The organism is Actinacidiphila yeochonensis CN732 (genome assembly GCF_000745345.1).
GTDB classification, from domain to species: Bacteria; Actinomycetota; Actinomycetes; order Streptomycetales; family Streptomycetaceae; genus Actinacidiphila; species Actinacidiphila yeochonensis.
Genome location: NZ_JQNR01000003.1, coordinates 214,843 through 227,882, shown reverse-complemented (window position 1 = coordinate 227,882; position 13,040 = coordinate 214,843). Strand labels below are relative to the sequence as shown.

Below are 13,040 nucleotides of genomic sequence, written 5' to 3'. Positions count from 1 at the left end.
CGGGAACTGCGACGTCCGTGGACGACTGCGGCCCAAGGGGCACCCACCGGATCCGGCCAACTCCCCACGCGACCTTGTCGAAGGGTTGACCGGCCCGTTCACCACCCGTACAAAGTGGTCTTGACCAATCTGCGCGAGTGGTCAAGACCACTCGGTTCGCCCACGGGCACAGTGGCCACCTCGCCGGTCCACCGGCTCAGTGAGGTGCCGCACATCGCAACACTCCTCTCATCCTTGGAGAGTTCATGCGAGTCGGAAATCGGATTCTGAGCAAGGCTCTCGTCGCCGGCTCGGCGCTCGGGCTGACGGTCGGCGGCCTGGCGTTCGCGGTGGCCGCGGCGCCCACCGCGCAGGCGGCCACCACATGCGCCGCGGCGTGGAGTTCCGGCACCGTCTACACAGCCGGCCAGCAGGCGAGCGAGAACGGCACCAACTACACCGCCAACTACTGGACCCAGGGCAACGACCCGGCGACCAGCAACGGCGGGAGCGGTTCCGGGCAGCCCTGGACGTCCAACGGCGCCTGTACCGGCGGCGGATCGTCGGGAGGGGGGACCGGCGGCACCGGCGGGACCGGCGGCACCGGCGGCACCGGTACGGGTTCGGTGAGCGGTCTGCTCTTCAGCCCGTACAAGGACGTCACGATCAACATGAACTGGAACACCTACCAGATGCAGTCGGCCGTGAGCGGGTCGACCCTGCCCGTGGTCGGCTCCGGCAGCGTGGTGTCGGGCTACGTGCCGAAGCTGCCCGCGCTCACCCTCGCGTTCGCCACCGGAGCCTGCGGCAGCGAGAACTGGGGCGGCGTCTCGGGCGCCAACTGGGCCGCCGAGAACGTGCCCCAGCTCCACTCCGCCAACCTCAACTACGTGGTGTCGACCGGCGGTGCGGCCGGAAGCTTCACCTGCGGCTCGACGGCCGGCATGGAATCGTTCATCGCCCGCTACGCCAGCCCGAACCTGGTCGGCATCGACTTCGACATCGAAGGCGGCCAGAGCCAGTCGGACATCCAGAACCTGGTCGCCGCGGCGGCGGGAGCACAGGCGCAGTACCCGAACCTGCAGTTCTCGTTCACCCTCGCCACGCTGGGAGCGTCCGACGGCTCTTACGGCGGCGTGAACTCGCTCGGCAACGAGGTCGTGCAGGCAGTGCTCGGGTCCAGCCTGAAGAAGTACGTCGTCAACCTGATGACCATGGACTACGGCAACGCGTCCAGCAGCGTGTGCGTCGTCTCCTCCGGCAGCTGCCAGATGGCGCAGTCGGCGATCCAGGCGGTGAAGAACCTGGAGCACACCTACGGGATCCCGGCGAGCAAGATCGCCGTCACCCCGATGATCGGCATGAACGACGCCACCAGCGAGACCTTCACCACCGCGGACGTGGACACGCTGACGTCCTACGCGGTCAGCAACGGCCTGGCCGGGCTGCACCACTGGTCACTTGACCGTGACACGCCCTGCTCGTACACGTACGCGTCCCCCACCTGCAACTCGGTCTCCAGCACGACACCGCTGCAGTACACCAAGAAGTTCCTGACCGACCTCGGGGACTGACACAGAACCCGGAGCGGGCCGCGCACCCACCACCGTGCGCGGCCCGCCCTCTGCGCGCGGGGGCGCGCTCGCGCCGCAACCCCCGCCGGCGCCCTTGCCTCACTACGCTGTCGGGGCGGACCATCCACGAGGAGCCGGGGAGACGATGACGCCCAGCAGCGACGGCATCCGCCAACTGCTGGAAGACGGTGTCCGCGACAAGGTGTATCCGGGCGCCGTCTGGGGCCTCGGCACCGCCGACGGCGCCCTGGCCGGCGGTGCCGTCGGCTGCCCCGACCCCGACCGGCCCGAGCAGAAGACGCGGCTCGACACCGTCTTCGACACCGCCTCCCTCACCAAGATCCTCGCCGTGTGGTCGTCGGTCGGCGCCCTGTGGACCGACGGCACGCTCCCCCTCGACGAACCCCTCGGCAGCTTCTGGCCCGAGGTGGAAGGCCACCCTCTCGGCCTGGTCACCGTCCGCAACCTGCTCACCCACACCGCCGGACTTCCCCTGCGGGCCCAGTTGCGGAACCTCTACGGCACCGACCCGGCCGCCGTCCGCGCCGGCGTGCTCCACGAGGCCCTGCACCGGCCGCCCGGCGAAGCCGTCGAGTACACCGACCGGGCCGCCCTCATCCTCGGCTACCTCGCCGAACACCTCTCCGGCCAACCACTGGACCGGCTTGCGCTGACCCGGACCTGGGGACCGCTCGGCATGACCGGCACCCGCTTCGGACCGCTGCCCGCCGACCTCGCCGCCCGATCCGCCCCCACCGAACTGGACGATGACACCGGCGTCCACCTCCAGGGCACCGCGCACGACTTCTCCGCCCGTCTTCTGGGCGGTGTGTGCGGCATCGCCGGTGTCTTCTCCGTCCTGGACGACCTCGCCGTCTTCCTCCGCTGCCTCCTCGACCCCGCCGCCTGCCGTCCCGGCTTCGGCCCCGCGTGGACGCGAGAGTCCCTGACCGTCCAGACCGGCGAACTGGAGCCCGTTCGCGGCCTGTTCTGGCACCCCGCCCCCGGCACCGACCCGGCCGAACAGGTCTGGGTGCACTACGGCTTCACCGGCACGGGCATGTGGCTTTCACCCCGGAGCGGGACGTGGGCCGTGCTCCTGACGAACAAGCTCTACTTCACCCGCGACCGCGAACCCCTCACCACGATCCGCAACCGCTTCCGCGAACTCGCCTTCGGCCGGTGAGTCGGGGCGAGGGGACCAGATTCGAGCTCGAGGAAGTGAGGCAGCCGGATGACGGGGTCGGTGTCAACCGGCTGTGATCGACTCTTTCGGGAGCGGCCTTCGGATCTGCGCCACAGGTTGGGGCTCCTGGGAGGGTTGCGGCGAACCCGTTTCCAAAGGAAGTGACCAGTCTGGTGTTTGGCGAGTGCGAAGTGCGATCTGATCGCTACAGTCTTCGCAAGCTCGTGAATTCGCGGTGGGGAGGTGGAGTTGGTTCGGAGATTCTTCATAGCGTTGGGGGACGGTCGATACCGCCACCTCCCCGAGGACGATCAGCTACGCTCTGTGCCCTCTGACGTTCGCGAGACGAGAGATCTTTTCGCTGGATTCGGGTACGAGTCGGTGCTGCCCGGGCTCGGCGAATACGACGGAGCCGAGCAAATCCGGCAAAAACTGTCGCATTGGTCGGAAGACGCCGCTCTCACCAGTGACGACGTGGTGGTCGTTTACTTCGCGGGCCACGGTTCGGTGGAAGAGCGTGACCGGCACTATCTGCTGTGCTGGGACTCACGTGACGGAGACCTCGCGACCACTGCGCTGGCCACCGAGGATCTGGTGCGTATCTTGTGCCGGGGCAACCTCCGGCACCTCCTGCTGATTCTCGACACCTGCGCTGGCAGTGTGGGGGGTGCGGAGGCATCGGCGGTCGCGCTGCGGACGATCGCCTATCGGAACGCGGATGCTGGCTCAACGGGCCTGTGGTTTCTTGCGTCCGCCCGAAGGAAGGACGTTGCCGAGGACGGCGCGTTCGTAGCAGCACTGACTGAGGCCGTTGAGACGACCACAGGGCGTACTGGCCAGCGGCAGCGGTATCTCGATCTCACAGAACTGGTCAAGGCGGTCAACGAGCGGTTCGAGGCCGATGGGCTGGGTCAGCGTGCGGAGTTAGCCTGCGGTCTGGTGACCGGCCTGGCGCCGTTTCTGCCGAACGGCGGGTACACGGATGAACTGCCGGCGATCGGAACCGACCTGGAAGTGCAGCGGAGGGTTGCCTTAAAAGACCTGACGGAGCACTTTGGGCCGCGCTCGCGTGGCGTCGAGTTCGAGTCGGAGCAGGGGCTTTACTTCAGCGGGCGGCTCCGAGTGCTGTCAGAACTGGTGGCCTGGCTGACCGCTGACGGTGGAGATGGCAGAGGCAGAGTCGTCACCGGAAGTCCCGGCTGCGGGAAGTCGGCAGTCCTGGGAAGGATCGTCGCACTGTCGGACAACTGGTACCGGGACCGCCTCGACCTTGCTGGCGTCGACCCCGCAACCGTGGTGCCTGCGGGGTGTGTCACGGCTTCAGTGCACGCCCGTCACAAGCGGCTCGAAGAGGTGGTGGAACGTCTCGCCACCGCTCTTGAGGTCGAAGCCGATGGTGCCGCTGCACTACTTCAGGAGTTGACCAAGAAGGGGCGCCAGGGGGTGCCGCTTGTCATCGTCGTGGATGCGGTGGACGAAGCGGGCTCGGATACCGCTGCGGATGCCGGCGGTCACGGCGAGCCCAGGCGGATCACCCGGGAACTGCTCCGCCCCATGTCGGAGATCCAGGGCGTACGGCTTCTGGTCGGAACCCGCCATGAGCTCGTCGGCCCCCTGGGGCCGACCTTTGTCTGCCTCGACCTGGACCAGCCCCAGTACCGCGCCAGCGTGGACGATGTGGCGGGCTACGTCACACGGGTTCTTCTCGCGAGCGAGGAGGCTGAGGTGCGCACTCCGTACCGTGGCCAGCGCGCTCTTGCACGGACGGTCGCCTGCGGAGTCGCAGAGAAGGCGGCCGGCGTCTACCTTTACGCAAGGACGACCGCGCGTACCCTGCGGTCGGATGTGACGCCTGTGGACGTCAGCCAACCCCGTTGGGCGGACAAACTCCCGAGTGAGGTCGGCGAGGCGTTTGACGACTACCTCGCGCGTTTCGGGCCGGACGAGCCACGGGTCCGCCGCATGCTGATCGCCCTCGCTTTTTCAGAAGGGAAGGGCCTGCCTCGCGGCCGGACGTGGACGGCGATGAGTACGGTCATCTCCGGCGTGCCCTGTACGGAGGAAGATGTCTCCTGGGCCTTGGACGTCGCGGAAGCGTACATCGCCGAAGTTCTTGACGAAGACCGGCGTTCGGCCTATCGGCTCTACCACAAAGCACTGGCCGAGCACCTGCGCGCGACGGCCGACCGACCCTCCGAGGAGATCCAGCGGTCGGTTGTCGAGGCACTGATGTCTCTCGTCCCCACCGTGCCCGGGGAGCGACTGGGGTGGTTCACTGCTGTCCCCTACGTCCGTCAGCATTTGTCCACCCACGCAGCGGCGGCCAGAGTGCTGACCGCTCTCATTGAGGACCCAGGATTCCTGCTCGCCAGCGAGCCGCTGGCCCTTTTAAGGGCGTTAGCCTCGATTGAAGGCGAAGGTCCCAGGCGGATACGCAGCTCCTACGAACAGGTCGCGCACCACCTCACGAGTGATCGCGCCGTCGGGGACCGGGCGGCCGACCTGCAACTGTCGGCCCGCCGTTGCGAGGCCAACGAACTCGCCGACCGAATCGACGTACTCGGGGTCAACCTTCCGTGGTCTGCTCGGTGGGCGTGGTGGTCAACCAGCGGAGTGCACCGACTGCTCCACGGTCACACGAAAAAGGTCGGATGTGTCGCGGTCGGGGAGCTCGACGGTCGTCCCATCGCGGTGACGGGAAGCACGGACGAAACGGCCCGCGTCTGGGACCTTGCCTCGCAGCGCCAAATCGGCGAACCATTAACCGTAGGCACGTCAGTGAGCGCTGTCGCCATAGGTGAACTGGGTGACTACACAGTGGTCCTCACCGGTGCGGCTGACGGCACGGTAAAGGTGTGGGATCTTTCAGCCGGTCAAGAGTACGGGGATGCCCTGACGGGTCACACCAACCGGGTTGAGAGCATCGCAATCGGAGCCTTTAACGGGCGGCCTGTCGTGTTGACCGCGAGTGCGGACGGCACCGCGCGCATCTGGGACCTTGACGGACGGAAGCAGCTCGGCGCGGAGTTGGCCGCTCACAAACGTACGGTGCGCGATGCCGACCTCGGACAGCTCGAAGGGCGCCCTGTCGCCATCACCGGAGGAGACGACAAGGCTGTCTACATCTGGGACCTGACTGACGTATTCAACGGCGGAGATGCCCGACTCGACGGGAGCCCTCTTATTGGGCCGGCCGACGCGGTCACCGCAGTGTGCGCAGCCCAACTCGACGGTCGAACCGTTGCTCTGGTTGGGGACGCAGCAGGGATGCTCAGCCGATGGGACCTCACCGACCGTCGGCAGATCGGCGAACCAGTTATGGCACATGTCTATTGGAGCAGCAGCGGTGTCCGCTCTGCTGTCACGGGTTGGCTGAAGGGCCGCCCAGTGGCGCTGACCTGCGGGCGGAACGAGGCACGGCTTTGGGATTTGCGAACGTTGCAGCAACTCGCTTCCCCGCTCCGAGGCCATGTGGAAGAGATCCGGGCAGCGACGCTCACTGGTGGTGACAGCTCCATCGGCGTCACGGTCAGCCATGACCGAACCGCCCGCATCTGGGACCTGACCGCTGACCAGCCGGACGAAGGTCATAGCCGGCCGGTGGGAAGTACGGCGGTTTGCGAGGATCGCGGCCGTACACTGCTGGTCACGGGGGGACAGGATACGACGGCCCGGCTGTGGGATCTGCGGACTCGTGTACAAGTCGGCGAACCGATGAAAGGACATTCTGGCGAGATCTCTGCCGTCGCCATAGCGGTTCTGGACGGACAGACAGTTGTTGCGACCGGTGGGGCCGACACCGAGGTAAGGCTTTGGGAGCCGTTTACGGGCTCGTTGTTGAAGCCGCCCTTGCTGGGGCATACGAATGCCGTGCGGTGTGCGGCCTTCTGCGTGCTCGGCGCCGTGTCGGTACTGGTTACCGGTGGCGAAGACGGGACTGTCCGGGTCTGGGATGTCGCCAGGGGAGCCGCGGCTGGTCCCCCTCTCGTCGGCCATATCGGCGGTATTGAGCAACTTGCCGTACGGTCTTTGGGACGCGGCGTAGAGATCATCCTCGCTACCTCGCTCGACCATGCCTACGTGTGGCAGGTGGATCTGACCGAGGGGAGTCAATGGCCAAGTACGCCTCGCGCACACTTCGACGCAGCGGAGCTTACGCAGTCCGCGCGGACGGTCGGAGTGGCGTTCCATGGCGGGCGGGCAGTCGCGGTGGTCACGTTCAAGGGCAACGAGATCTACGTCCACGATGTACTCGACGCCTCAAGGGTCGGGGGCCCGTACACCGGCCATACGGATATCGTGATTTCAGGCATGCTGGGCCGAATCAACTCAGCGACGGTCGTAGCGACCGCTTCCTTGGACAGTACCGTTCGCATCTGGGACTTGGAGACAGCAGTATCCGTGGGGCCACCGTTGGAGGGATACAACCGGTCTTGGGATGTGCTGAGATGTGCTGCTCCGGTGTTGACACACATCGACGGTGTTGCTCTGGCAGTGGTCGCCTCTTGGCGTGATGTGCGGGTCTGGGATGTTGCTTCGATGCGGCCAATTGGGGAGCCGTTGGGCGACTCGGCACGCGGGTTGGTCTCTGCCGATATCCTGCGCCCACCTGACGGCAAGGCAGTCGTCGTTACTGGCGCCATGGACGGTGTGGTGAGGACGCACGATCTAGGGACCGGACAGCAAGTTGCGGCTCATCTGACCACTACTTCGCAAGTGACATTCGGGATTGCTGCAGCCCAACTGGGCGGGGAGGGTGTGGTGGTTCGCAGCAGTTGGATGGACACGCGGGCATGGAGTTTGTCGTCTCGCAGGCAGATCGGCAAGCGTACTGGGACGTCCTATCGGTCGTGTTTGCTGATAACGAACAGCGGCGAAGTGGTGGTGGTGTCGATTGGGCCGGACTACACCCTCGAAGTCTGGGGCCTCCACAGCCAGGCGCCCGTCTGCGCACCGATGTCCGGCCACACGGCCGAGGTGATGGGGCTGTGTGCTGGGACGGTCGGCCGCATGCGAGTAGTGGCGAGTGCCTCAGCAGACGGCACGGTACGGCTCTGGGATCCGAGCCGGGGTGATCAGCTGGGGGAACCTCTTGGTGGCCACACCGAGGGGGCGTACGCCGTGGAAATCGCGCGTTGGGGCGGGCGTAGCTCGGTGATCACAGGGGCGGGCGATGGACGGCTCCGGGTCTGGGGCATGGAGAGCCGCCAGGACACCAGCGTCGATCTCGAACCGTTCCCATCCGCTGTGCGGGCTATTTGTGCCGCTGAGATTGACGGTGTTCCTCTTCTACTGGCGGCCGACCGGTATGGGCTCATGCGGGTCTGGGCGATGGACGGCCAATTGCGGACCGCGGAACTCGACATCGGTAGCGGTATCAATGGAATCGCGATCGATACGGGCGGACAGGTCTGCGTGGCAACAGACATGGGCGTGATCGCGTTGCGGCTCAATCTCGCCACCCATTGGGGCGGATCATGACCCGTGTTGTTCTCGTCCACGGCATCGCCCAGCAGAACAAAGGACCGCAGACATTGCTCGCCGACTGGTATCCGTCGTTGAAAGACGGTCTCATACTGGCGGCCGGTGTGGATCTTGCGCAGGACGAAGTCTCCATGGCTTTCTACGGCGATCTTTTCCGCCCCGCTGGACACCGTGCTCTTGGTGAGCCGGAACTCGACGCCTCCGACATACAGGAGGGCATCGAGCGTGATCTGCTCCACCAGTGGTGGATGTCCGCTGCTGAGCAGGAGAGGCGAGTTGCCGGCCCGGGCACAGCGACGCGGCTTCGGACACCCCTCCTGGTCCAGCGGGCCCTGGACGCGCTCAGCCACTCAGCTTTCTTCGCGGGTCTTAGTGAACGCGCCGTGATCGGCAGCGCCCGCCAGGTGCGGCGTTACTTCACCGAGCCGGAAATACGTACTGGTGTACAGTCCCGTCTGGCCCGTGCCATAAGCCAGGACACCGAAGTGATCGTCGCCCACTCCTTGGGCACTGTCGTTGCGTACGAGGTGCTGTGCGCCCATGCGGAGTGGTCCGATCTCACGCTGATCACCATGGGCTCCCCGCTTGCCGTTCGCAACCTTGTCTTCGAGCGTCTCACGCCTTCACCAGTCGTTGGTCACGCGAGATGGCCGGCTCCGGTGAAGCGCTGGACCAACATCGCCGACGCGGGTGATGTCGTCGCTCTGACCAAGGAACTGGCGCCATCCTTCGGGGACGATATCCGCGATCTCCTGGTTCACAATGGCGCCAAAGCACATGATGTACGCCCCTATCTCACTGCGAGAGAAACCGGCATGGCCATGGCCGAAGCGCTTCGCGACGGCGACACCGCTGGTTGGTGAGGCGCTACACGATGAACCTCCGTGGACCAACCCTTGGAGCAGCGGCGTGTCGGCCTGGTGTGGTGGGAACACGGTTTCAGCTACAGGAATGTTCGAATTTACCGAAGGAAGTGGGACTGAGCTGGGACTCGAGGAATGACTCGAGCCCGGCCTCATCCTGGCCGGGTCCCACCTCGCGCTCCTTGAGCCGGTGCCGCGGGTACGGGCTGCCCCCACCGCGCTTGCGCAAGCGTGCGGGCGGGTCCCGGGGCTGTGCCCCGGGACCCGCCCGCCCTACAGCCCGCCCGTCAGCTCACCGTCGCGGCGAACAGGTGCAGCCCTGGTACGTTCGGGAGGGTGAGGTAGGCGATCTGCTTGCCTGTCGTGACGGGTACTGAGGTCACGTAGAGGCTGACGTCGTGCGGGCCGGTGCCGTTGGGGCCCTGGTTCCAGTTGGTCGTGTTGACGAGGGTGGTGCCCGGGAGGGCGGAGTTGGCCCACCAGTCGTTGAGGGTGACGGTGGCCGTCGACGTGGTGCCGTCGGTGTAGGTGACGGTGACGTCGCCGCTCTGGCTGCCGGGGGCGCCGGCGCCGAGGACGTCGAGCGTGGTGCCGCTGCCGGAGAAGGGGATGACCTGGCCGGCGGTGGCGATGTTGTCGGCCTGGCCGGAGGGTACGTCAGGCCAGGTGAAGGTGGCGCCGCCCGCGGTGACGGTGCCGCCGGGGGTGATGCCCGCCGCGGCCAGGTTCTGCGCCGAGAAGGTGTACCCGGAGCCGTCGAAGTCGCCGACGGCCGGGGAGGCGTTGTCGGTGACCCCGATGTTGTTGAAGGCCGCCGTGAAGCTCGGGTAGGGGGTGCTGACGTTCTGGCTCGCCTGCGCGACCTTCGCCGTGCCCACGCCCTGTTCACGGAAGGTGGCGTCCAGGGTGACGGTCTGGGTGCCCGGTGTCGGGACGCTCGGCGGGGTCAGGGTGTACGTGACCGTGGTCCGCGCGTGCGGGCCCACCGCCTTGACCTCGGCGACCGCCGGGCTGACCTTCCAGCCGGCGGGCACGGTCGGCGTGACGGCCACGTCGGTGACCGGCACGTCCGCGTCGTTGATGAACGTCCCGGTGATCTTCGTGGGCCCGCTCGGCAGCACCGAGGGCGCCTTGAGGGTCACGCCCTGCGGCCCGTAGTCGCGCGTCACCCGCACCGAGCCCTGGAGCGGCAGGCGGTCGGAGGAGTCGCCGACCATCAGCTTGTACGTGCCGTCGGCGACCTTCCACGCCTGCGTGGTGGTGTCCCAGGTCTGGAACGCCGTCGCCGGCACCGTCAGGGTGACGTGCTTCGTCTGGCCGGGCTTGAGGGCGACCTTCTGGAACCCCTTCAGCTGCGAGGCGGGCTCCCCGGTGGACGCGGGGTCGCCGACGTAGAGCTGCACCACGTCGGAGCCGGCGCGCCTGCCGGTGTTCGTGACGTCGACGCCGACCTTCACACCGCCGAGCGAGGTCGTCGTCGGCGACGACACCTTCAGGTGGCTGAAGCCGAACGTCGTGTACGACAGCCCCGATCCGAACGCGAACTGCGGGGTGACGCCCTTCGCGTCGTACCACCGGTAGCCGACGTCCAGCCCCTCGGAGTAGTCGACCTTGCCGTCGACGCCGGGGAACTGCTGCGCGGTCGCGGCCGGCACGTCGGCCAGGCTCTTGGGGAAGGTCACCGGCAGTTTGCCCGACGGGTTCACGTCGCCGAACAGCAGCGAGGCGATCGCGGTGCCGTCGTCCTGCCCCGGGTACCACGCCTCCAGGACGCCCTTGACCGAGTCCAGCCACGGCGTCGTCACCGCGGAGCCGCTGTTGAGGACGACGATCGTGTTGGGGTTGGCCGCGGCGACCGCCTCGATCAGCGCGTTCTCGTCTGCGGGCAGGTCGATGTCCGACAGGTCGCTGCCCTCGCTCTCGGACTTGGCCGCGAAGACGATCGCGGTGTCGGACGCCTTGGCCGCGGCCACCGCCGCGTCGAGCGCGGTCGCCGGACCGCCCGGCGGCTGCCAGCCGAGCTGGAGCAGGGAGCCGCCGCCGTTCTGGTAGTAGTCCACCTCGATGGCGGCCTTCTGCCCGGCGGTCAGGGTGACGGTGCCGGTGGCGGCGGTGGTGCCGCCCTGGTCGGACCAGTTGCCGATGACCTGCCGGCCGTCGACGAACAGCCGGCTGCCGTCGTCGCTGTTGAGGGAGAAGGTGTACGTGCCGGTGCTCGGCGCCGTCAGGGTGCCGGTGTACTTCGCCGACCAGCCGGTGCCGGGCACCCCGGCCACCGGGGAGCCGCCGTTCCAGTTGAACGCCAGCTGCTCGGCGCTGCCCGTCGCGACCGGTGAGCCGGACAGGTCCATGCCGTCGTAGTACTGCGCGGTGAGTCCGGTGCCCGTGCCGGAGTCGGGGGTGAGCACGTTCGAAGGCACCAGCGGCAGGCCGCCGTTGGCGCTGTTGCCCTGGGAGTAGGTGACCGTGACGTCCTTGCCGGCGCGCTTGGCGATGCCCTCGTACGGTGTGACGACCGAGTCGGCCCGCACCGCCGCCGAACCGCCGCCCGCGGTCAGCGCGCCCGCGCCCGCGTCGTCGCCGATGACGGCGATCGAGGACTTCCCGGCCGACGAGAGCGGGAGGACGCCGCCGGCGTTCTTCAGCAGCACCGTCCCGTCCTCGGCGACCTGCCGCCCCACCGCCTGGTGCGCGGACGTGGTGACCACCGAGTCCGCGGTGCCGGTCGGCACCTTCGTGAACAGGCCGAAGCGGAACATCTGCGTCAGCACCGGACGCAGCAGGCCGTCGAGGTCGGCCTCGGTCACCTGCCCGTCGGCCACCGCCTGTGCCAGCGCGGCACCGTAGTACTGGCCGCTCGGCATCTCCATGTCCATACCGGCCTTGACCGACGGCACGGTGGAGTGGTTGGCACCCCAGTCGGAGGTGGTGTAGCCGTCGTAGCCCCACTGCTTCCGCAGCACCTGCTGCATGATGTACGGGTCCTGGCAGGCGGGTTGGCCGTTGATGAAGCTGTAGGAGCACATCACCGAGGCCGGTGCCGACTCCTTGATGATGTCGGCGAACTGCGACAGGTAGATCTCCTGCTCGGTCCGCTGGTCGATGATCGCGTCGTCGGAGGAGTTGTTGCGGTTGGTCTCCTGGTTGTAGACGGCGAAGTGCTTCACCTGCGCCATGTCGCCGGTGCTCTGGATGCCGTCGACGTCCGCGGCGCCCATCTTCCCGGTGAGGTAGGGGTCCTCGCCGTACGCCTCGAAGGCGCGGCCCCACCGGGGGTCGCGGACGATGTTGACGGTCGGGCCGAGGTCGACGTCGTCGCCCTTGCCCCACTGCTCGCTGCCGACGACCTTGCCGTACTCGGCGCTGAGGCCGGTGTCCCAGGTGGCGGCGGCGGAGACCGGCGCGGGCAGCTGGGTGACGCCGGACATGCCGTGGCCGACGCCGGCCGGGGAGTCGTCGAGGGTCAGCGCGGGTACGCACAGCTCCGGGATGGCGGGCACGGTACCGGCGTAGGTGCCGCTGCCGTCGCCGTGCGCCTCCTGGAGCTTCTGCGCCAGGGTCATCCGGGACAGCAGCTGGTCGACGCGGTCGGCGATCGGCGCGTGGGAGGTGACCCACGGGCACGCCCCGCCGGTCCCGCCGGTCCTGCCGGCCGTCGCGGCGGAGACCGGCGGGCCGGCCGCCAGCGCCGACCCCGCCATGGCGGCCACCGCCACCAGGACCACGGGGAGCGCGCGTGTGCGGCGCGGATGGAGTCGGGACAAGGTGGGTCTCCCTTCGAGGACGGAAGACGGGTGTCTTCCGTGTCCGGAGCCGCGTCAGGCCCTTCACGCCAAGGAGTCGTTCGTGTCCTCCGGGTTATGACAAGGTTGTCGGGGTGTGGCCGGTGCAGGGCCTTCGACGGCGGGGGGAACGGCGCACAGTGTGTTGGCGCGCCGACGCGGCGGTCAAGGC

5 protein-coding genes are annotated in these 13,040 nt (G+C 67.7%); 4 read left to right on the top strand and 1 reads right to left on the bottom strand.

What is annotated here, in order from left to right; genetic code table 11:
- The first annotated feature begins 245 nt into the window (after positions 1-245).
- From BS72_RS02625 to BS72_RS02610, 4 genes are all read left to right on the top strand, one after another.
- On the top strand, positions 246-1,553 hold the full coding sequence (locus BS72_RS02625) for a carbohydrate-binding protein (protein ID WP_037906057.1): 1,308 nt from the start codon (positions 246-248) through the stop codon (positions 1,551-1,553).
- 145 nt (positions 1,554-1,698) lie between these two features.
- A complete protein-coding gene (locus BS72_RS02620; RefSeq protein WP_037906055.1) occupies positions 1,699-2,739 on the top strand; it encodes a serine hydrolase domain-containing protein in 1,041 nt (346 codons plus the stop codon).
- Positions 2,740-2,982: 243 nt separating this feature from the next.
- On the top strand, positions 2,983-8,220 hold the full coding sequence (locus BS72_RS02615; protein WP_107498655.1) for a caspase family protein: 5,238 nt from the start codon (positions 2,983-2,985) through the stop codon (positions 8,218-8,220).
- On the top strand, positions 8,217-9,086 hold the full coding sequence (locus BS72_RS02610; RefSeq protein WP_037906053.1) for a hypothetical protein: 870 nt from the start codon (positions 8,217-8,219) through the stop codon (positions 9,084-9,086). The genes BS72_RS02615 and BS72_RS02610 overlap by 4 nt, the downstream gene beginning before the upstream one ends.
- Before the next feature lie 287 nt (positions 9,087-9,373).
- Here the strand turns inward: BS72_RS02610 and BS72_RS02605 are convergent, their stop codons facing one another.
- Positions 9,374-12,850 carry a glycoside hydrolase family 3 C-terminal domain-containing protein gene (locus BS72_RS02605; RefSeq protein ID WP_157856133.1) on the bottom strand — a complete coding sequence of 1,159 codons (3,477 nt, stop codon included), beginning with the start codon at positions 12,848-12,850 and terminating at the stop codon, positions 9,374-9,376.
- Between the last annotated feature and the right edge of the window lie 190 nt (positions 12,851-13,040).